At 64.6% G+C, this 20,665-nt stretch carries 16 protein-coding genes; 14 read left to right on the plus strand and 2 right to left on the minus strand.

Features of this window, described 5'->3' with window-relative positions:
* Positions 1–27: 27 nt before the first annotated feature.
* The 12 genes from nuoE to U858_RS0110265 all read left to right on the plus strand — a co-directional run bounded on the left by nuoE (position 28) and on the right by U858_RS0110265 (position 14,781).
* Positions 28–522 (plus strand): NADH-quinone oxidoreductase subunit NuoE, encoded by a 495-nt coding sequence (gene nuoE, locus U858_RS0110210; protein WP_025137059.1) that lies wholly within the window; start codon positions 28–30, stop codon positions 520–522.
* The gene (nuoF, locus tag U858_RS0110215; protein WP_025137060.1) at positions 519–1,886 is read left to right on the plus strand and encodes an NADH-quinone oxidoreductase subunit NuoF; all 1,368 of its coding nucleotides are present in this window, start codon (positions 519–521) and stop codon (positions 1,884–1,886) included. Before nuoE ends, nuoF begins: the two co-directional genes overlap by 4 nt.
* 15 nt (positions 1,887–1,901) lie before the next feature.
* Entirely contained in the window at positions 1,902–4,229 is a 2,328-nt protein-coding gene (gene nuoG / locus U858_RS0110220; protein ID WP_025137061.1) for an NADH-quinone oxidoreductase subunit NuoG, read from the plus strand.
* The gene (gene nuoH, locus U858_RS0110225) at positions 4,229–5,302 is read left to right on the plus strand and encodes an NADH-quinone oxidoreductase subunit NuoH (protein ID WP_025137062.1); all 1,074 of its coding nucleotides are present in this window, start codon (positions 4,229–4,231) and stop codon (positions 5,300–5,302) included. The genes nuoG and nuoH overlap by 1 nt, the downstream gene beginning before the upstream one ends.
* 21 nt (positions 5,303–5,323) lie before the next feature.
* On the plus strand, positions 5,324–5,812 hold the full coding sequence (gene nuoI, locus U858_RS0110230; RefSeq protein WP_025137063.1) for an NADH-quinone oxidoreductase subunit NuoI: 489 nt from the start codon (positions 5,324–5,326) through the stop codon (positions 5,810–5,812).
* A gap of 17 nt (positions 5,813–5,829) precedes the next feature.
* On the plus strand, positions 5,830–6,486 hold the full coding sequence (locus U858_RS0110235; protein WP_025137064.1) for an NADH-quinone oxidoreductase subunit J: 657 nt from the start codon (positions 5,830–5,832) through the stop codon (positions 6,484–6,486).
* Positions 6,483–6,791: an NADH-quinone oxidoreductase subunit NuoK gene (gene nuoK / locus U858_RS0110240; RefSeq protein WP_025137065.1), complete on the plus strand. Its 309-nt coding sequence runs from the start codon at positions 6,483–6,485 to the stop codon at positions 6,789–6,791. Before U858_RS0110235 ends, nuoK begins: the two co-directional genes overlap by 4 nt.
* 17 nt (positions 6,792–6,808) lie before the next feature.
* Positions 6,809–8,845, plus strand: coding sequence for an NADH-quinone oxidoreductase subunit L (gene nuoL, locus U858_RS0110245; protein ID WP_025137066.1), 2,037 nt, complete (start codon positions 6,809–6,811; stop codon positions 8,843–8,845).
* On the plus strand, positions 8,842–10,344 hold the full coding sequence (locus U858_RS0110250; RefSeq protein ID WP_025137067.1) for an NADH-quinone oxidoreductase subunit M: 1,503 nt from the start codon (positions 8,842–8,844) through the stop codon (positions 10,342–10,344). Before nuoL ends, U858_RS0110250 begins: the two co-directional genes overlap by 4 nt.
* Before the next feature lie 9 nt (positions 10,345–10,353).
* The gene (nuoN, locus tag U858_RS0110255) at positions 10,354–11,838 is read left to right on the plus strand and encodes an NADH-quinone oxidoreductase subunit NuoN (protein WP_025137068.1); all 1,485 of its coding nucleotides are present in this window, start codon (positions 10,354–10,356) and stop codon (positions 11,836–11,838) included.
* Between the two features lie 12 nt (positions 11,839–11,850).
* Entirely contained in the window at positions 11,851–12,180 is a 330-nt protein-coding gene (locus U858_RS0110260; RefSeq protein ID WP_024068076.1) for a DUF2818 family protein, read from the plus strand.
* Positions 12,181–12,510: 330 nt separating this feature from the next.
* Entirely contained in the window at positions 12,511–14,781 is a 2,271-nt protein-coding gene (locus U858_RS0110265) for a TonB-dependent siderophore receptor (RefSeq protein WP_025137069.1), read from the plus strand.
* 74 nt (positions 14,782–14,855) lie between these two features.
* Here the strand turns inward: U858_RS0110265 and serB are convergent, their stop codons facing one another.
* Together serB and mfd are read right to left on the minus strand one after the other, a co-directional pair.
* Positions 14,856–15,713 carry a phosphoserine phosphatase SerB gene (gene serB / locus U858_RS0110270; RefSeq protein ID WP_025137070.1) on the minus strand — a complete coding sequence of 286 codons (858 nt, stop codon included), beginning with the start codon at positions 15,711–15,713 and terminating at the stop codon, positions 14,856–14,858.
* Between the two features lie 23 nt (positions 15,714–15,736).
* Positions 15,737–19,219, minus strand: a complete 3,483-nt coding sequence (gene mfd / locus U858_RS0110275) for a transcription-repair coupling factor (RefSeq protein ID WP_042884746.1) — start codon at positions 19,217–19,219, stop codon at positions 15,737–15,739.
* A gap of 29 nt (positions 19,220–19,248) precedes the next feature.
* Between mfd and ispD the strand changes: the two genes are divergently transcribed.
* Both ispD and ispF read left to right on the plus strand, forming a co-directional pair.
* A complete protein-coding gene (gene ispD / locus U858_RS0110280; protein WP_025137072.1) occupies positions 19,249–19,932 on the plus strand; it encodes a 2-C-methyl-D-erythritol 4-phosphate cytidylyltransferase in 684 nt (227 codons plus the stop codon).
* Positions 19,929–20,414 carry a 2-C-methyl-D-erythritol 2,4-cyclodiphosphate synthase gene (gene ispF, locus U858_RS0110285; RefSeq protein WP_025137073.1) on the plus strand — a complete coding sequence of 162 codons (486 nt, stop codon included), beginning with the start codon at positions 19,929–19,931 and terminating at the stop codon, positions 20,412–20,414. The genes ispD and ispF overlap by 4 nt, the downstream gene beginning before the upstream one ends.
* Positions 20,415–20,665 lie beyond the last annotated feature (251 nt).

A 20,665-nucleotide genomic window follows, 5' to 3' on the forward strand; every position in this document is an offset into this window, starting at 1 on the left:
CACGCCCGCATAACCCGGATTCAAACTATGCTGCTTTCCGAACAGGCCTACCAGAAAATCGACCGAGAACTCGCGAAGTTCCCGGCCGACCAGCGGCAGTCCGCCATCATGGCCTCTCTTGCGATCGCGCAAGAAGAGAAGGGCTGGTTGGCTACCGACATTATTGAAGATGTGGCCAACTACATCGGCGTCCCGCCCATCGCGGTCCAGGAAGTCGCCACCTTCTACAACATGTTCGACGTCAAGCCCGTCGGCAAGAACAAGATCGCCGTCTGCACGAACTTGCCCTGTGCCTTGCGCGACGGCGAACGCGCCGGCGACTACCTCAAGCGCAAGCTGGGCGTGGACTATCGCGAAACCACCGCCGACGGCCAGTTCACCCTGGTCGAGGGGGAATGCATGGGCGCTTGCGGCGATTCCCCCGTGCTGATCGTGAACAACAAGCATATGTGCGTGCGCATGACCGAAGAGAAGCTGGACGCGCTGGTCGCGACCCTCAAGGCGCAAGGAGAGTCGGCATGAACGCGCCCGACATCTACAAGCAGTTCGCGCAAGGGCTCGAGCCCAACCCGCTGAACGACCTGGCCAATTCGATGTGCCTGCACGGCCGGCACATCAAGCCGCAGATCATGGCCGACGTCGACGGCGCCAACTGGCGCCTGGCCGACTACGTCAAGCGCGGCGGCTACGAAGCCCTGCGCAAGATCCTCACCACCGGCATGAAGCCGGAAGACGTGATCGCCGAAGTCAAGGCCTCGGGCCTGCGCGGCCGCGGCGGCGCGGGCTTCCCGACCGGCCTGAAGTGGAGCTTCATGCCGCGCGCCTTCCCGGGCCAGAAGTACCTCGTCTGCAACTCCGACGAAGGCGAACCGGGCACGTTCAAGGATCGCGACATCCTGCGCTTCAACCCGCACATCGTGATCGAAGGCATGGCCATTGCCGCCTACGCCATGGGTATCAGCGTCGGCTACAACTACATCCACGGTGAAATCTTCGAAGTCTACGAGCGCTTCGAAGAGGCCCTCGAAGAGGCGCGCGCCGCCGGCTTCCTGGGCGACAAGATCCTGGGTTCGGAATTCAACTTCCAGCTGCACGCCTTCCACGGCTACGGCGCCTACATCTGCGGCGAAGAAACCGCGCTGCTCGAATCGCTGGAAGGCAAGAAAGGCCAGCCGCGCTTCAAGCCGCCTTTCCCCGCCAGCTTCGGCCTGTACGGCAAGCCCACCACCATCAACAACACCGAAACCTTCGCGGCGGTGCCCTGGATCATCCGCAACAGCGGCCAGGCCTACCTCGAAGTCGGCAAGCCCAACAACGGCGGCACCAAGCTGTTCTCGATCACCGGCGACGTCGAACGTCCCGGCAACTACGAGATTCCGCTGGGCACCCCGTTCTCGACCCTGCTGGAACTGGCAGGCGGCATGCGCGGCGGCAAGAAGCTCAAGGCGGTCATCCCCGGCGGCTCCAGCGCCCCGGTGCTGCCGGCCGACATCATGATGGAAACCACGATGGACTACGACGCCATCGCCAAGGCGGGTTCCATGCTGGGTTCGGGCGCCGTCATCGTCATGGACGAAACGCGCTGCATGGTGAAGTCGCTGCTGCGCCTGTCGTATTTCTATTTCGAGGAAAGCTGCGGCCAGTGCACGCCGTGCCGCGAAGGCACCGGCTGGCTCTACCGCATGGTGCACCGCATCGAAAACGGTCACGGCCGTCCGGAAGATCTGGACATGCTGGACAACGTGGCAGGCAACATCATGGGCCGCACCATCTGCGCCCTGGGTGACGCCGCCGCCATGCCCGTCCGTGGCTTCCTCAAGCATTTTCGCGACGAATTCGCGCACCACATCGAGCACAAGTCTTGTGTGGTTCCGCAATATCTGTAGGTCTCAGGAACAGCAATGGTTGAACTAACCGTCGACGGCAATACGGTAGAAGTGCCCGAGGGCAGCATGGTGATGCATGCGGCCCAGAAAGTCGGGCTTTACGTGCCGCATTTCTGCTACCACAAGAAACTGTCCATCGCGGCGAACTGCCGCATGTGCCTGGTCGAAGTGGAAAAAGCGCCCAAGGCGCTGCCCGCCTGCGCCACCCCCGTGACGAACGGCATGGTCGTGCACACCTGCTCCGAGAAGGCTCGCGCCGCTCAGAAGTCGGTGATGGAATTCTTGCTCATCAATCACCCGCTCGACTGCCCGATCTGCGATCAGGGCGGCGAATGCCAGTTGCAGGATCTGGCCGTGGGTTATGGCGGCTCCGCCTCGCGCTACCAGGAAGAAAAGCGCGTGGTGTTCCACAAGGACCTCGGTCCGCTGGTTTCCGCCGAGGAAATGAGCCGCTGCATCCACTGCACCCGCTGCGTGCGCTTCGGCCAGGAAATCGCCGGCGTCATGGAACTGGGCATGCTGGGCCGTGGTGAACACTCCGAAATCACGTCGTTCGTGGGCCGCTCGATCGAGTCCGAGCTCTCGGGCAACATGATCGACATCTGTCCGGTGGGCGCGCTGACCTCCAAGCCCTTCCGCTACAGCGCCCGTACCTGGGAACTGGCACGCCGCCGTTCGGTCAGCCCGCACGACAGCCTGGGCGCCAACCTGGTCGTCCAGGTCAAGGGCGACCGCGTGATGCGCGTGGTTCCGTTCGAAGACGACGCCGTCAACGAATGCTGGATCAGCGACCGCGACCGTTTCTCGTACGAAGGCCTGAACAGCGAAGACCGCCTGTCCGCTCCGATGATCAAGGGCACCGACGGCAAGTGGCAGGAAGCCTCGTGGGCCGACGCCCTGGCTGCCGTGGCCCAAGGCCTGTCGCGGGTTCGCGACAGCTTCGGCGCCGGCCAGATCGGCGCGCTGGCGTCCGAATACGCCACCACTGAAGAATACGCACTGCTGGGCCGCCTGGTGCGCGCGCTGGGTTCGGAAAACATCGACTTCCGCCTGCGCCAGACCGACGCCGCCTTCGACGCTGCCCTGACCGGCGCGCCGTGGCTGGGCATGCCCATCGCCGAACTCGACAACCTGGACCGCGTCCTGGTGGTCGGCTCGTTCCTGCGCAAGGATCACCCGCTGATGGCCCAGCGCCTGCGCCAGGCCGCCAAGCGCGGCACGCAGATCCTGATGGTCGACAGCGCTGCCGACGATCCCTTGATGCCCGTCGCCGGCCGCCTCACCGTGGCCCCGTCCGAGCTGCCGCGCGCGCTGGCCGAAGTCGCCGTCGCCCTGGCCCAAGCCAAGGACGCCGCGGTGCCGGCCGAATTCGCCTCGGTCACGCCGGGCGAAAACGCCAAGATCATCGCCGCCAGCCTGGCTTCCGGCGCCAACACCGCCGTGCTGCTGGGCAACCTGGCCGTGGCCAGCGCCCAGGCCTCGACCCTGGCCGCCAACGGCCGCGCCGTGGCTGACCTGGCCGGCGGCAAGTTCGGCTTCCTGACCTCCGGCGGCAACACCGTCGGCGGTTACCTGGCCGGTGCCGTGCCGGGCAAGGGCGGCAAGAACGCCGCCGCCATGCTGGCCGAGCCGCTCAAGGCCTACGTCGTGCTGCACGCCGAGCCGCTGCTGGATGCCGATAACGGCCAGCAGGCAATCGCCGCGCTGCGCGGTGCGCAGTTCGCCGTGGCCCTGACGCCTTACCGTTCGGCCGCCGCCGAGTGGGCTGACGTCATGCTGCCGGTGGCGCCGTTCACCGAAACCTCGGGTACGTTCGTCAACGCCCAGGGCCTGGCCCAGAGCTTCAAGGGCACGGTCGCGCCGTTCGGCCAGACCCGTCCGGCCTGGAAGGTCCTGCGCGTGCTGGGCAACGTCCTGCACCTGGCCGGCTTCGACGACGAAACCTCCGAATCGGTTCGCGACGCCGCGTTGGCCGGTGGCATCGAAGGCCGCCTGTCCAACGACATCAAGGCGCCGCTGGGCCTGGGCCAGGCCGTGGCCGGCCTGGAACGCGTGGCCGACGTGCCGATCTACCGCAGCGACGCCATGGTGCGCCGCTCGGAACCGCTGCAGGCCGCGCCGGCTTCGAAGAAGCCCGCCGCGCGCATGAACGGCCGCACGCTCACCAGCCTCGGCCTGACCGCCGGCGTCAAGGTGCGCGTGACGGACGGGCAGGGCGCTGTCGAGCTCGAAACCGTGCAGGACGATGCCGTGGCCGATCGCGCCGTGCGCATTTCCGCAGCCTTTGAAAATACCGCAGCCCTGGGTGGCGCATTTGGTCAACTCAGCGTGGAGCGTGCCTGATGGAATGGCTCAATGTTCTTGAAAGCCAGGGTACGGCACTGCTGGGCCCGACGGTCTGGATGGTGCTCTGGACCCTCATCAAGATTGTCATCATCGCCGTGCCGATCATCCTGTGCGTCGCCTACCTGACGTACTGGGAACGCAAGATGATCGGCGCCATGCACGTGCGCATGGGTCCGAACCGCGTCGGTTTCAAGGGGCTGCTGCAGCCTTTCGCCGACGTCTTCAAGCTGCTGACCAAGGAAGTCGTGGTCCCCAGCCAGGCCAACAAGGTCCTGTTCATCGTGGCCCCCGTGGTCACGCTGATGCCGGCGCTGGCGGCCTGGGCCGTGGTGCCTTTCGGCCCCGACGTCGTGCTGGCCAACGTCAACGCCGGCCTGCTGTACATCATGGCCATCACGTCCATCGGCGTGTACGGCGTGATCGTCGCCGGCTGGGCCTCGAACTCCAAGTACGCGTTCCTGGGCGCGCTGCGCGCCTCGGCCCAGATGCTGTCCTATGAACTGGCCATCGGCTTCGTGCTGGTGACGGTGCTGCTGGTGTCCGGCAGCCTGAACATGTCGGAAATCGTGCATGTGCAGAACCGCGGCTGGTTCGCCGACAAGGGCCTGACGTTCCTGTCCTGGAACTGGCTGCCGCTGTTGCCGCTGTTCGTGATCTACGTGATCTCGGCCGTGGCCGAAACCAACCGCCACCCGTTCGACGTGGTGGAAGGCGAATCCGAAATCGTGGCCGGTCACATGGTCGAGTACTCGGGTATGGCCTTCGCCCTGTTCTTCCTGGGTGAATACGCCAACATGATCCTGCTGTCGTGCATGGCATCGATCATGTTCCTGGGCGGCTGGGCTTCCCCGATCGATATCGTGCCGCTGACCTGGATTCCGGGTTGGATCTGGCTGGGTCTCAAGACGTTCTTCGTGGTCTCGTTGTTCGTGTGGTTCCGCGCTTCTTTCCCGCGCTATCGCTACGACCAGATCATGCGTTTGGGTTGGAAAATCTTCATCCCGCTGACCGGCGTTTGGCTGGTCGTGGTGGCGATCTGGATGCAGACGCCCTGGAACATTTGGCGCTAAGCCGCCAGGCAGAGGCAGGATATGGAAGCGATCAAAGATTTCTTCGGCAGCTTGATGCTGGCCGAACTGCTCAAGGGCATGCGCCTGACGGGCAAGTATTTCTTCAAGCGCAAGGTCACCTTGCGCTACCCGCAGGAAAAGACGCCGACGTCGGCGCGTTTCCGCGGGCTGCACGCATTGCGCCGCTACCCCAACGGGGAAGAGCGCTGCATCGCGTGCAAACTGTGTGAAGCCGTGTGCCCCGCACTGGCCATCACCATCGAATCGGACCAGCGCGATGACGGCACCCGCCGCACCACGCGTTACGACATCGACCTGACCAAGTGCATTTTCTGCGGCTTCTGTGAGGAAAGCTGCCCCGTGGACTCGATCGTGGAAACCCATATCCACGAATACCACGGTGAAAAGCGCGGCGACCTGTATTTCACCAAAGACATGCTGCTCGCCGTGGGCGACCGCTACGAAGCCGACATCGCCCGCCGCCGGGCCGAAGACGCTCCCTACCGTTGAGCCCAGGGTCCTGATCCATGACTTTTACCACTGTCCTGTTTTACATACTGGCCGCCGTGCTGGTGATCGCGGCGTTCCGCGTGATCACCGCGCGCAGCCCGGTCACCGCCGTCCTGCACCTGATCCTGGCCTTCACCAACGCGGCCATGCTCTGGATGCTGCTGGGCGCCGAGTTCCTCGCGCTGCTGCTGGTGCTGGTGTACGTGGGCGCCGTGATGGTGCTCTTCCTGTTCGTCGTCATGATGCTGGACATCCGCATGGATGCCCTGCGCCAAGGCATGAAGACCTACCTGCCGCTGGGCCTGATCATCGGCCTGGTCATGGTGGTGGAAATGGCCTTCGTGCTGGGGTCGACCTGGTACGGCTCGGGCCCGCAAGCCCCGGTTGCCGGCGACTACAACAACGCCCGTGCCCTCGGTGAAGTGATGTACACGCAGTACATCTACGCCATCGAAGTCGGCGCCGCGCTGCTGCTGGTCGGCATGGTCGCCGCCATTGCCCTGACCCTGCGCCGCCGCCGCGACGTCAAGTACAACGACCCGGTTGCCGCCGTCCGCGTGCGCTCGAAGGATCGCTTCCGCATGGTGAGCATGCCCGCCCAGAGCGAGCGCGCTCAGGCCAAGAATGGCGCCTCGGCGCCTGCCGCCGCCGCGCCCCAAGGAGAAAAACAATGACGCTGACGCTGGCCCACTATCTGATCCTGGGGGCGATCCTGTTCGCCATCGGGATCTTCGGTATCTTCCTGAACCGCCGCAACCTGATCATTCTCTTGATGTCCATCGAGCTGGTGCTCCTGGCCGTCAACATGAACTTCGTGGCGTTCTCCAGCTGGTTCGGCGACACCGCCGGCCAGGTGTTCGTGTTCTTCATCCTGACCGTGGCCGCCGCTGAAGCGGCGATCGGCCTGGCCATCCTGGTGCTGCTATTCCGCAACCTGAACACGATCAACGTTGACGATCTCGATCGCCTGAAGGGCTGACGGGGTATTGGAAGAAAATGTCTAGCTCACCCAATCTCTACCTGCTCATCGCGCTGGCGCCGCTGGCCGGAGCAATTCTCGCGGGCCTTTTCGGCACCGGCTTCCTGGGCCGTCCCATCGGTCGGCGCGCCTCGCACGTCATCACCATCCTGGGCGTGCTCATCTCCGCCATCGGTTCGGTGGTGGTGCTGGGCGACGTGCTCAACGGCCTGCGCTTTGACGGCGCGGTCTACACCTGGAGCCTGATCGGCCAGACCAAGCTGGAAATCGGCTTCCTGATCGATCCGCTGTCGGCCATGATGATGGTCGTGGTGACCTCGGTGTCGCTGATGGTGCACATCTACACCATCGGCTACATGGCCGACGATCCCGGCTACCAGCGCTTCTTTTCGTACATCTCGCTGTTCACGTTCTCCATGCTGATGCTGGTGATGTCGAACAACATGGTGCAGCTGTTCTTCGGCTGGGAAGCGGTGGGCCTGGTCTCGTACCTGCTGATCGGCTTCTGGTACACCCGCCCCACGGCAATCTTCGCCAACATGAAGGCATTCCTGATCAACCGCGTCGGCGACTTCGGCTTCGTGCTGGGCATCGGCCTGTTGTTCGCCTATGCCGGCACCATGCACTACGGCGAAGTCTTCGCCCAGGCCGACAAGCTGGCCACGCTGACGCTGCCCGGCTCGGACTGGATGCTGCTGACCGTGGCGTGTATTTGCCTCTTCATCGGCGCCATGGGCAAGTCGGCGCAGGTGCCCCTGCATGCCTGGCTGCCTGACTCGATGGAAGGCCCGACCCCGATCTCCGCACTGATCCACGCCGCCACCATGGTGACGGCCGGCATCTTCATGGTCGCGCGTTTCTCGCCGCTGTTCGAACTGTCGGACGTGGCGCTGTCGTTCATCATCGTGATCGGCGCCATCGGCGCGCTGTTCCTGGGCATCCTGGGCATCATCCAGACCGACATCAAGCGCGTGGTCGCGTATTCCACGCTGTCGCAGCTGGGCTACATGACCGTCGCGCTGGGCGCTTCGGCCTACTCGGTGGCGATCTTCCACCTGATGACGCACGCGTTCTTCAAGGCGCTGCTGTTCCTGGGCGCCGGTTCGGTCATCATCGGCATGCACCACGACCAGGACATCCGCAACATGGGCGGCCTGCGCAAGTACATGCCCATCACCTGGATCACGTTCCTCCTGGGCACGCTGGCCCTGGTCGGCACGCCGTTCTTCTCGGGTTTCTACTCGAAGGAACACATCATCGAGGCCGCCGGCGCCGCCCATGTGTGGGGTGCAAGCTTTGCCTACTACGCCACGCTGATCGGCGTGTTCGTGACCTCGCTGTACTCGTTCCGCGTGTACTTCCTGGTCTTCCACGGCAAGGAACGCTTCGACACCAGCGACCACGGCCATGGCCACGGTCATGATGCCCACGGCCACGACGACCACGGTCATGACGACCACGGCCACCACGGCGGCAAGCCGCATGAGTCGCCCTGGGTCGTGACCCTGCCGCTCATCCTGCTGGCGATCCCGTCGGTGCTGGTGGGCGCCTGGGCGGTCGATCCCATGCTGTTCGGCAAGTTCTTCAACGGCGTGATCACGGTGCTGCCGCAGCATCCGGCCATGCACGAGCTGCACGAAGAATGGCACGGCTGGGTGGCCTTCGGCCTGCACGCCTTCCAGACCCTGCCGTTCTGGCTGGTCGTGGCCGGCGCGGTCATCGCCTGGTACTGCTACCTGATCAACCCGAAGGTTCCGGCCGCGATCAAGTCGAGCCTGTCGGGCGTGAACAAGGTGCTTGAAAACAAGTACTACGTCGACTGGGTCAACGAGCAGATCATCGCGCGCGGCCTGCGCTGCCTGGGCCGTGGCCTGTGGCAGACCGGCGACCGCGGCATCATCGATGGCTTCCTGATCAACGGTAGCGCCCGCGTGGTGGGCTGGGTGGCTGCGATCAGCCGTCACCTGCAGTCCGGCTTCATCTATCACTACGCGTTCGCAATGATCATCGGCATCATGGCGCTGGTGACTTTCTTTGTGCTGATTCCCCAATGATGGCAAGCGAGATGGCATCCAACACTTTCCCCTGGCTCACGCTTGCGATCTTTGTCCCGATCGTATTCGGCCTGCTGGTGCTGGCGGTGGGCCGAGACGACCGTCCCGGTCTGACGCGCGGCCTGTCGCTGGTCGGCTCGATCGCCGGCTTCCTCGTCACGATTCCGCTGTACACCGGGTTCGACTCCAAGACGGCTGCCATGCAGTTCGTCGAAAAGACCTCCTGGATCGAAGCCTTCAACGTCAATTACCACCTGGGCATCGACGGCATTTCGCTGTGGTTCGTGCTCCTGACCGCCTTCATCACCATCATCGTGGTGCTGGCCGGCTGGGAAGTCATCACCAGCCGCGTGGCGCAATACATGGCCGCCTTCCTGATCCTGTCGGGTCTGATGGTGGGCGTGTTTGCCGCGCTGGACGGCATGCTGTTCTACGTGTTCTTCGAAGCCACGCTGATCCCGATGTACATCATCATCGGCGTCTGGGGCGGACCGAACCGTGTGTACGCGGCATTCAAGTTCTTCCTGTACACCCTGATGGGCTCGCTGCTGACCCTGGTTGCGTTCGTCTACCTGTGGCACGCCTCGGGCGGTTCGTTCGACATCCTGACCTGGCAGCAGACCAAGCTGGGCTACACCCCGCAGATCCTGATCTTCGTGGCGCTGCTGGCGGCCTTTGCGGTCAAGGTGCCGATGTGGCCGGTGCACACGTGGTTGCCTGACGCCCACGTCGAGGCCCCCACGGGCGGCTCCATCGTGCTGGCCGCGATCATGCTGAAGCTGGGCGCCTACGGTTTCCTGCGCTTCTCGCTGCCGATCGCTCCTGACGCTTCGCACAGCCTGGCCGGCATGATGATCACGCTGTCGCTGATCGCCGTCATCTACATCGGCCTGGTCGCGATCGTCCAGGACGACATGAAGAAACTGGTGGCCTATTCGTCCGTTGCCCACATGGGCTTCGTGACGCTCGGCTTCTTCATCTTCAACACGGCCGGCGTCGAAGGCGCCATCGTGCAGATGATCTCGCACGGTTTCGTGTCGGGCGCCATGTTCATGTGTATCGGCGTGCTCTACGACCGCATGCACTCGCGCCGCATCGCCGACTACGGCGGCGTGGTCAACGTGATGCCGCGTTTCGCCACGTTCTTCATCCTGTTCTCGATGGCCAACAGCGGCCTGCCGGCCACCAGCGGTTTCGTCGGCGAGTTCATGGTGATCATGGGCGCGGTCGAGCACAACTTCTGGATCGGCCTCCTGGCGGCCACCGCGCTGATCCTGGGCGCTTCGTATTCGCTGTGGATGGTCAAGCGCGTGGTGCTGGGCGACATCGCCAATGACCACGTGCGTGAGCTGACCGATATCAACCGCCGCGAATTCGTGATTCTTGGCGTGATGGCGATCGCCGTGCTGTACATGGGGATCTATCCCAAGCCCTTCACCGACGTCATGCACGTGTCGGTCGAGGCCCTGCTGCAACACGTTGCCGTCTCGAAACTGTAAGACAAGACAATGATGCAATCCCAAATCGATTTCGCCCTGGCGACGCCGGAAATCCTTCTGCTGATTTTCGGCCTGGCTATCCTGCTCGTCGACGCGGTCAGCAATCACCCCGAGCGCAAGCCGACGTTCCTGCTGACCATGCTCGCCTTGGGCGTGCTGACCGTCGTGTCGGTCGTCCAATGGAAGAACGGCGTTGCCGGTTCGACCTTCAATGGCCTGTATGTCACCGACGAACTGTCGCATCTGCTGAAGATCGCCTCGTACATCGCCGTGGCCGTCACGCTGGTCTACGGCCGGGTCTATGCCCAGTTGCGCGACATGCTCAAGGGCGGTGAACTCTACGTCCTGACGCTGTTTGCCCTGTTGGGACAGATGGTCATGATCTCCTCCGGGAACCTGATCTCGATCTACCTGGGCCTGGAACTGATGTCCCTGGCGCTGTACGCGCTGATCGCCCTGCGCCGCGACAACGTCGTGGCCACCGAAGCCGCCATGAAGTACTTCGTGCTGGGCGCGCTGGCCTCGGGCTTCCTGCTGTACGGCATGTCGATGGTCTACGGCGCCACCGGTCACCTGGACCTGGCTGAAGTTTCCAAGGTCATCGCCGCCGGCAAGGCCGAGAAGCTGGCCCTGGTGTTCGGCATCGTGTTCCTGGTGTCGGGCCTGGCGTTCAAGCTGGGCGCCGTGCCGTTCCACATGTGGGTGCCGGACGTCTACCAGGGTTCGCCCACCGCGGTCACCCTGATCCTGGGCGGCGCGCCCAAACTGGCGGCCTTCGCCATCACGCTGCGCCTGCTCGTGGACGGCCTGCATGGCCTGGCCGCCGACTGGCAGCCGATGCTGATGATCCTGGCGGTGCTGTCGCTGGCCATCGGCAACCTGACCGCCATCGCGCAGACCAACTTCAAGCGCATGCTGGCCTACTCGACCATCTCGCACATGGGCTTCGTGCTGCTGGGCCTGATGTCGGGCTCGGTGGTGGGCAAGCCGGAACTGGCTTCGTCCGCCTACGGCGCGTCGCTGTTCTACATGCTGACCTACGTGCTGACCACGCTGGCCAGCTTCGGCATCGTGCTGCTGCTGTCGCGCCAGGGTTTCGAGTGCGAGCACATCGACGACCTGAAGGGCCTGAACCGCCGCAGCCCGTGGCATGCCGCCATCGTGCTGCTGCTGATGTTCTCGCTGGCCGGCATTCCGCCGCTGGTGGGCTTCTACGCCAAGCTGGCCGTGCTGCAAGCGCTGATCAGCGCCGGCCACGTCACGCTGGCCGTGATCGCGGTTATGTTCTCGCTGATCGGTGCGTTCTACTACCTGCGCGTGGTCAAGGTCGTGTACTTCGACGAACCCGCGGCCGATGCCGCCCCGATGGCGGCCACCTGCGGCCAGCGCGGCGTGCTGTCGGTCAACGGCCTGCTGATCCTGGTGCTGGGCCTGTTGCCCGGCGGCCTGATGGCCCTGTGCGTGCAGGCCATCCGCAGCTCGCTCAGCCTGTAAGCGGACGGAGCCATGAACCAGACTTTGGCGGTATGGCTCCTGATCGCGCTGGCGCTCGTCAGCGCGAACCTGCCTTTCCTGACCGAGCGCGTCTTCGCCGTGCTGCCCTGGAAGCAGGGCGGCGCCGAAGCCGTCAAGCCGTTCTGGATGCGCCTGGTCGAAGTGCTGGTGTTCTACCTGATCGTGGGCGCGTTGGGCTTCACCTTCGAATCCGTGCTGGGCAATCGTTTCGCCCAGACCTGGGAGTTCTACGCCATCACCCTGAGCCTGTACCTGGTGCTGGCTTATCCGGGGTTCGTGTATCGCTACTTGTTCAAGCGCCATCCGCGCCTGCGTACCTGACCTTCCGGTCTTCGATCGGCCCAGGAAGCACCAAACGCCCCGTCAGGGGCGTTTTTCATTGGGGTGCCAGGGTGTGGGAGGGGGGCCGGTCGGCGGTCGCTGCGTGAGCCCGGTGATGCCCCGCGAGCCGGTGCGCGAATGACCCACGAAGAATTGGTATAAACCCGCGTTATTAACTCGACTTTATTGAGGAAATTTCCTTAACGCGTGTTGTTTTTTCATCTTTTAGCCTGATTTCATTCGTCTTTCAGGAATCTTTCAGCTTCACGGTCCAGAATCGCAACCTGTCAAAAAACAAGAATCGTTGTCATTCATATTCTGGAGAAAGCATTGAAATCCGAAGACTCCTTTGCCGTCACCTCGCTCAGCGGATCGCTGGCCGCGGTGCTGGCTACCCCGGCGCTGTTCCTGGCCCCGACCGCGCACGCGCAGTCGAGCGGCCAGGGCGTAACGCAGTTGTCGCCCGTGCAAGTGCAGGGCGATTCGTACACGCCGTACGACGTCAAGGATTCCGCTTCCAAGAAGTTCACCGCCCCGTTGCTGGATACGCCCAAGTCGGTGCAGGTGATTCCCCAGGAAGTGATGCAGAACCAGGCCGCGTCCACGCTGACCGAGGCGCTGCGCAATTCGCCGGGCATTACGTTCGGCGCCGGTGAAGGCGGCAACCCGCTGGGCGACCGCCCGATCATCCGCGGCTACGACGCCCAGGCCAGCACCTACGTCGACGGCATGCGCGACATCGGCGCGACCTCGCGTGAAGTCTTCAACCTGGAACAGATCGAAGTCATCAAGGGTTCCGATGGCGCCTATGGCGGCCGCGGCGGCGCGGGCGGCAGCATCAACCTGATCAGCAAGACGGCCAAGGCCGAGAACTTCACCGCGGCCAGCCTGGGCATCGGCACCGACAACTACTACCGCGGCACGATCGACAGCAACTGGCTGCTGGGCGAAAAGACGGCCTTCCGCCTGAACGCCATGTATCACGACGCCGACGTGGCCGGCCGCGACATGGTCAACAACAGCCGCTGGGGCGTGGCGCCCACCATCACCTTCGGCGTCAATTCGCCGACCCGCGTGACGCTGAGCTACTACCACATGCAGACGGATGACCTGCCGGACAGCGGCATTCCGTACGCCTACCCGAGCACCAAGGTGCAGCGCAACGGCAGCTACATGGGCGTTACCGAAACCGGTCCCGCCAACGTCAACCGCAACAATTTCTACGGCCTGGCCAGCGACTACCGCAAGACCACGTCCGACATGGGCACGATCGGCATCGAGCATGACTTCTCCGATCGCCTGACGCTGCGCAACATGACGCGCTACACCTATTCCACCCAGGACTACGTCTGGACCCAGCCCGACGACAGCCAGGGCAACGTGCTCAATGGCCGCGTCTGGCGCCGTGCCAACACCCGCAGCAGCAGTGTCGACAGCCTGGCCAACCAGACCGAGCTGGTGGGCAAGTTCGACACCGGCTCGCTCAAGCACAGCTTCAACGTGGGCATCGAACTGTCCAAGGAAGAAGGCAAGAAGGACTCGCTGGCGGTCAACCGCGGTTCAGGCACGGCCGGCAAGACCAACGCGTGCAACTTCCTGGGCGCGGCCTCGGGCTACAACTGCACCAGCCTGTACGACCCGAACCCGCACGACCCCTGGGTCAATACGCTGGACGGCGACCGTGTCGGCCAGCCGACCAAGTCGCGCACGATCACCAAGTCGATCTACGCCTTCGACACCGTCGAGCTGACGCCCCAGTGGCTGATCAACGGCGGCCTGCGTCTGGATCGCTACGAAACCAAGTTCACCAATACGCCTGCCAACAACTTCCAGGTCATCAAGCGTGACGACACGCTGCTGAACTACCAATTGGGCCTGGTGTTCAAGCCTACGGACAATGGCAGCATCTACGTGTCCTACGCCACGTCGTCCACGCCGTCCAACGCCACGCTGGGCGAAGGCAGCGAAAGCCTGGCATTGACGCCGGGCCGTGGCGGCGTGGGGCTGAACGCCGCCGACCTGGCGCCGGAAAAGAACAAGACCTATGAAGTCGGCACCAAGTGGGACGTGCTGGACCGCCGCATGACCCTGACGGCCGCCTTGTTCCGTACCGAAACCACCAATGCACGCGTCACGCTGCCGACGGGCGACTACGCCATGGCCGGCAAGAAGGAAGTGAACGGCCTGGAACTGGGCTTCTCGGGCGCCATCACGCCGGCCTGGCAGGTCTTCGGCGGCTACACCTTCATGAAGAGCAAGCTGAAGGACGGTGCGGGTGCGGACGAAGGCAACGACTTCCCCAACACGCCGGAGAACAGCTTCAGCCTGTGGTCGACCTACGCCGTGACGCAGGACTTCACGGTGGGCGGCGGCGCGTACTACGTGGGCAAGCAGTACGGCAACACGACCAACACCACGTACATTCCGTCGTACTGGCGCTTCGATGCCATGGCCGGCTACCGTTTCAACAAGAACTGGAACGTGCAGCTGAACGTCTTCAACCTGTTCGACAAGACGTACTACGACAAGGCCTATCCGGCCCACTACGCCAACATCGCACCGGGACGCTCGGCCATCCTGAGCGTGAACATGCGCTACTGATCCGCATGCCGCAAGACATGAAAGAAAGCCACCTGGAAAGGTGGCTTTTTTTCATGCCTGGCGGCGGGCGGGAATCAGCTTTCGAACCAGTTCAGCACGCCATCCAGGCCCGACACGTTCAGCGCGTAGCGCGTCTGCTGGCGCACCAGCGGCTTGGCGTGATAGGCCACCGGAAAGCCGGCCGCGCCCAGCATCTTCAGGTCGTTGGCGCCGTCGCCCATGGCGATGATCTGCTCTTTGGTGGCGCCATGGGTGCGGGCGAATTCGCGCAGGTAGACGGCCTTGGCGTCGGCGTCCAGGATGTCGCCCAGCACGCGGCCGGTCAGTACGCCGTTGTCGATTTCCAGCGTGTTGGCATGCGCGCTGTCCAGTTTCAGGCGTTCGCGCAGACGATCGGTGAAGAAGGTGAAGCCGCCCGACACCAGCAGCACCTTGATGCCCGCGGCCTGCGCCGTGGTGATCAGGCGTTCGGCGCCGGGGTTCAGGCGCAACTTCTCGGTGTAGACCTGTTCCAGCGCCTCGGCCGGCACGTCCTTGAGCAGGGCGACGCGGCGGCGCAGGCTTTCGGAGAAGTCCTTGATTTCGCCACGCATTGCGGCTTCGGTGATCTCGGACACCTTGTCCTTCACGCCGGCCACGCCCGCGATCTCGTCGATGCACTCGATGTTGATCAGCGTCGAATCCATGTCCATCGCCAGCACCTTGCAGTGCGACAGCTTCAGGCCCGCGGGCAGGAAGGCGATGTCGATGCCGTGGCGTTCGGCCCAACCGGTGACGTCCGCACGGGTGGCGTCGTCGTATTGCACGTCCAGTAGCCGGGCGGCCGTGGCGCTGATGCGCGCCACGCCCTGGGCCTGGGCCAGCGCGGCGATCTGCTCGGCGTGTTCGACCGTCAGGCCAGGAGATTGAACGACAAGGTGGTGGATAGTCATAAAGATGCGAATGTCGGGGCGGGTTACTTCAAGGCGCGCAGCACGGCGCGCACCGCGTCGGCGCGGGCGGGGATTTGCGCAGCCTTGATCTCAACCCGCAATTTATCCTGTCCGGCGAGTTTGATGTGGCGTTGGCGCTGCACCAGTTCGATGATTTTGGCGGGATCGACGCTCGTCTTGGGGCCGAACTGCAGCAGCGCCTGGGTTTCGCTGGCATCGATCTTGACGATGCCCAGCGGTTGTGCGGCCAGGCGCAGGCGGTGCGTGGTGAGGAGCGTCTGGGCGGCTTCGGGCAGTTTGCCGAAGCGGTCGATCAGCTCTTCCTGGATGTGGATCAGGTCGTCTTCGTCGGCGGCATGGGCCAGGCGCTTGTAGACGCCCAGGCGCGCATGCACATCGGCGCAATAGTCGGACGGCAGCAGCGCGGGCGCATGCAGGTTGACCTCGCAAGCCAGGTTGAAGGGCGCATCCAGATCGGGCTCTTCGCCGGCCCGCAGGGCGCGCACGGCCTCGTTGAGCATCTCGTTGTACATCGAGAAACCCACTTCCTGAATGTTGCCGGACTGCGAGTCGCCCAGTACTTCACCGGTGCCGCGGATCTCCAGGTCGTGCATGGCCAGGTAGAAACCCGAGCCCAGTTCTTCCATCGCCTGGATGGCTTCCAGCCGCTTCTTGGCATTGCTGGTGATGGCGTCTTCGCCCGGGGTCAGCAGGTAGGCGTAGGCCTGGTGATGCGAACGGCCGACGCGTCCGCGCAACTGATGCAGCTGCGCCAGGCCGAAGCGGTCGGCGCGGTGGATCACGATGGTGTTGGCGCTGGGCACGTCGATGCCGGTTTCGATGATGGTGGTGCACAGCAGCACGTTGTAGCGCTGCTGGTAGAAGCCCTTCATCACCTGTTCCAGTTCGCGCTCGGGCATCTGACCATGGGCCACCGCGATGCGGGCCTCGGGCACCAGCTCTTCCAGGCGGGCGCGGCGGTTATGGATGGTTTCGACTTCGTTGTGCAGGAAGTAGCACTGGCCGCCGCGCTTGAGTTCGCGCAGCAGGGCTTCGCGCAGCGTGCTGCCGTCTTCGCGGCGCACGAAGGTCTTGATGGCCAGGCGCTTTTGCGGCGCGGTGGCGATGACCGAGAAGTCGCGTATGCCTTCCAGCGACATGCCCAGCGTGCGCGGAATCGGCGTGGCGGTCAGGGTCAGCACGTCGACCTCGGCGCGCAGCGCCTTCAGCGCTTCTTTCTGGCGCACGCCGAAACGGTGCTCTTCGTCGATGATGACCAGGCCCAGGCGCTTGAACTTCACGTCCTTGGACAGGATCTTGTGGGTGCCGATGACGATGTCGACCCGGCCGTCGTTGATGCCTTCGATGGCGGCCGCCACTTCCTTCTGCGACCGGAAGCGCGACAGTTCCACCACGCGCACGGGCCAGTCGGCGAAGCGGTCGGAAAAAGTCTGCGCGTGCTGTTCGGCCAGCAGGGTGGTGGGACAGAGCAGGGCGACCTGCTTGCCATTGGCCACCGCCAGGAACGCTGCACGCAGCGCGACTTCGGTCTTGCCGAAGCCGACGTCGCCGCAGACCAGGCGGTCCATCGGCCGGCCCGAGGTCATGTCAGCCAGCACGGCCTCGATGGCGGCGGCCTGGTCGGCGGTTTCCTCGAAGCCGAAGCCTTCGGCGAAGGCCTGGTAATCGTTCAGCGGCAGATTGAAGGCGAAGCCCTCGCGCGCGGCGCGCTGGGCATACAGCGCCAGCAGTTCGGCGGCGGTGTCGCGCACCTGCTTGGCCGCCTTGCGGCGGGCCTTGTCCCACTGGCCCGAGCCCAACTGGTGCAGCGGTGCGGCTTCGGGATCGGCGCCGCTGTAGCGGGCAATCACATGCAACTGCGACACCGGTACGTACAGCGTGCTGCCGTTGGCGTATTCGAGATGCAGGAATTCCATTTCGCCTTCGCCCATGTCCATGTTGACCAGGCCGTGGTAGCGGCCGATGCCGTGCTGCGCATGGACCACGGGGTCGCCGGCGCGCAGCTCGGACAGGTCGCGCACCATCGCTTCGACGTTGCTGGCGCGTTCCTGGTCGCGCTTGCCGCGCCGGCCGGTAGTGGCCAACCCCGGATACAGGTCGTTCTCGGTCAGGAAGGCCAGGTTGGCCTGCGGCAGCTCGAAGCCGGTGGCCAGCGGCGCGGCGACGATGCCGAAGTGCGCGTCGGACGCCAGGAAGGCCTCGACCGTGTCCGGCTGGGCATCCGGCGTGACGCCGAACTCGTTCAGCATCTGCACCAGCGTCTCGCGCCGGCCGGCCGAATCGGCGCACAGCAGCACGCGGCCCTGGTGCTTGCCGACCAGGGTGCGCAGCTTGGCGATCGGATCGTCGGAGCGGCGCGCCACGCTGACGTCGGGCGCGGGGCGGAAATCGGGGTGCGGCTGGCCGGCGGCCAGCGACAGGCGGCGGAAGGCCTTCAGATGGGCGTACAGCGCCTGTTCGTCCAGGAACAGGGACGATGGCGGCAGCACCGGGCGTTCGCGGTCGCTCTTGAGGAAGGTGTAGCGGCTGCCGGTGTCCTGGCTGAAGCGCATCATCGCGTCGTCGATATCGCCGACGGTGATGGTGATGGTGCCCTCGGTCAGGTAGTCGAACAGCGTGGCGGTTTCTTCGAAGAACAGCGGCAGGTAGTACTCGACCCCGGCGAACGGGATGCCGTTGCCGATGTCCTTGTAGGGCAGGGCGCGCGACGGGTCGCCTTCGAAGACCTCGCGGAAACGCGCGCGAAAGCGGTTGCGCGAATCCTCGTCCATGGGGAATTCGCGCCCGGGCAGCAATTGCACCTCGCGCACGGGGTACAGGCTGCGCTGGGTGTCCACGTCGAAGCTGCGGATGGTCTCGATTTCGTCGTCGAACAGGTCCAGCCGGTAGGGCAGCGCCGAGCCCATCGGGAACAGGTCGATCAGCCCGCCGCGCAGGCAGAATTCGCCGGGCGCGGTGACCTGAGTGACGTGGTTGTAGTTGGCCAGCGTCAGTTGCGCCCGCAATGCGGCTTCATTCAGCTTGTCCTTCTGCTTGAAGGAGAACGTGTAGGCCGCCAGGAACGAGGGCGGCGCTAGCCGGTACAGCGCCGTGGTCACCGGCACCGTCAGCACGTCCACCGACTTCGTCATCAGCGAATGCAGGGTGTGCAGGCGCTCGGAGATCAGGTCCTGGTGCGGGGAAAAGGCATCGTAGGGCAGCGTTTCCCAGTCGGGCAGCTGGCGCACCCGCAACCCGGGGGCGAACAGAGCGATTTCCTCGGCCAGGCGCTGCGCTTCAAGCGGCTCGGCGGTCAGGATCACCAGCGGCGCGGCCGCCTGCCGGGCCAGATCGGCCAGCAGCCAGGCGTCGCCGGACCCCGGCGGACGAGGCTGGGCGTAGCGCGCGCCGGCTTTCAGCGAGGCAAGAGTGGGGGCGGTCGCGGGGACGGGCGGCGCTGCCGTGGCGGAGGAGGAGGGGGCGGGCATCAGGCTGGGAGCAGGCATCAAGCGGAAGATTATAAAATCACCGAACCATGTCTGACTCAATCATTGCGATCGTTCCTGCCGCCGGCGTCGGCGCCCGCGCCAGCCGGCCCGGCGCCGAGGCCGTGCCCAAACAGTATCGTCCGCTGGCTGGACAGCCCATGCTGCGCCACGCGGTCCTGGCGTTGCTGGCCGACGACCGCGTGTCGCAGGTGCGGGTGGCCGTGACGCCTGGCGACGGCTGGGTCGACCAGGCCTTGGCCGGCTTGCCGCGCACCGTGTGGCGGGCTTGCGGCGGCGCGACCCGCGCCGATACCGTGGCCGGGGCCTTGGCCGATAGCGGCGTACCAGACGATACCTGGGTGCTGGTGCACGATGCCGCCCGTCCCGGGTTGCCCGCCGCCGCGCTGGCCCGCCTGATCGACGCCTGCCTGCAAGACCCCGTGGGCGGCCTGCTGGCGCTGCCGGTGGCCGACACGGTCAAGGGCGGCCACGAGCGGGTCGAGCGCACGCTGGACCGCAACGGCCTGTGGCTGGCACAGACCCCGCAGATGTTCCGGGCCGGCGCGCTGCGCGACGCCCTGACGGCCGCCGCCGTGAACGGCGTGGCGGTCACCGACGAGGCCTCGGCCCTGGAGGCCGCGGGCTATGCGCCCCTGCTGGTGCCGGGCGCGATGCGCAATTTCAAAGTGACCTGGCCGGACGATTTCGAACTGATGGAAAAATGGCTATGAGTATTCCCTTCCGCGTCGGACAAGGTTTTGACGTACACGCGCTGGTCGAGGGCCGCCCGCTGATCATCGGCGGCGTGACCATCCCCCACACGCACGGCCTGTTGGGCCATTCCGATGCGGATGTGCTGCTGCACGCCATCACGGATGCCCTGCTGGGCGCGGCCGGCCTGGGCGACATCGGCCGCCACTTCCCGGACACCGATCCCGCCTTCAAGGGCGCGGACAGCCGGGTGCTGCTGCGCGAGGCCATGGCACGCGTGCGCGCCGCCGGCTGGGTGCCCGTCAACATCGACGCCACCGTGCATGCGCAGGCGCCCAAGATCGGCCCCCACGCACCCGCCATGGTCAAGCACATCGCCGCGGATACCGGCCTGTCCGAAACCGAGGTCAACATCAAGGCCAAGACCAACGAAGGGCTGGGGTATCTGGGCCGCAAGGAAGGCATCTCGGCCACCGTGGTGGCGCTGCTCGCCCGCGCCTGACCGTTGTTTTTTTATATACGCAGATACATGTATATAACTAATTAACAAACGGAAAATATGGGCGCGAGTGGCGTCCTTATTGCGGCTTGGCCCAGATGCCGCGCTGTTTGGGCCTGACGGCCGAAATCACGGCCTGTTTTCGTCTTGCGACCCGGTTTGAACTGGAATATTCTCCGCTATTCTCGCCTGAATATTAGGGACACTAGGATGCATGTACGTGGCGTTGCCCTGTTTTTGGCCCTCGTCGCATT

The organism is Achromobacter sp. DH1f, assembly GCF_000633435.1.
Classification (GTDB): Bacteria; Pseudomonadota; Gammaproteobacteria; order Burkholderiales; family Burkholderiaceae_B; genus Achromobacter; species Achromobacter deleyi.

Excerpts from the sequence above, each read along its gene's own strand:
- nuoK (WP_025137065.1), top strand. The coding sequence starts at position 6,483 with ATGACGCTGACGCTGGCCCACTATCTGATCCTGGGGGCGATCCTGTTC.
- mfd (WP_042884746.1), bottom strand. The coding sequence starts at position 19,219 with ATGCCTGCTCCCAGCCTGATGCCCGCCCCCTCCTCCTCCGCCACGGCA.
- nuoF (WP_025137060.1), top strand. The coding sequence starts at position 519 with ATGAACGCGCCCGACATCTACAAGCAGTTCGCGCAAGGGCTCGAGCCC.
- U858_RS0110250 (WP_025137067.1), top strand. The coding sequence starts at position 8,842 with ATGATGGCAAGCGAGATGGCATCCAACACTTTCCCCTGGCTCACGCTT.
- nuoI (WP_025137063.1), top strand. The coding sequence starts at position 5,324 with ATGGAAGCGATCAAAGATTTCTTCGGCAGCTTGATGCTGGCCGAACTG.
- nuoL (WP_025137066.1), top strand. The coding sequence starts at position 6,809 with ATGTCTAGCTCACCCAATCTCTACCTGCTCATCGCGCTGGCGCCGCTG.
- U858_RS0110235 (WP_025137064.1), top strand. The coding sequence starts at position 5,830 with ATGACTTTTACCACTGTCCTGTTTTACATACTGGCCGCCGTGCTGGTG.
- serB (WP_025137070.1), bottom strand. The coding sequence starts at position 15,713 with ATGACTATCCACCACCTTGTCGTTCAATCTCCTGGCCTGACGGTCGAA.
- nuoE (WP_025137059.1), top strand. The coding sequence starts at position 28 with ATGCTGCTTTCCGAACAGGCCTACCAGAAAATCGACCGAGAACTCGCG.
- nuoG (WP_025137061.1), top strand. The coding sequence starts at position 1,902 with ATGGTTGAACTAACCGTCGACGGCAATACGGTAGAAGTGCCCGAGGGC.
- ispD (WP_025137072.1), top strand. The coding sequence starts at position 19,249 with ATGTCTGACTCAATCATTGCGATCGTTCCTGCCGCCGGCGTCGGCGCC.
- U858_RS0110260 (WP_024068076.1), top strand. The coding sequence starts at position 11,851 with ATGAACCAGACTTTGGCGGTATGGCTCCTGATCGCGCTGGCGCTCGTC.
- ispF (WP_025137073.1), top strand. The coding sequence starts at position 19,929 with ATGAGTATTCCCTTCCGCGTCGGACAAGGTTTTGACGTACACGCGCTG.
- nuoH (WP_025137062.1), top strand. The coding sequence starts at position 4,229 with ATGGAATGGCTCAATGTTCTTGAAAGCCAGGGTACGGCACTGCTGGGC.
- nuoN (WP_025137068.1), top strand. The coding sequence starts at position 10,354 with ATGATGCAATCCCAAATCGATTTCGCCCTGGCGACGCCGGAAATCCTT.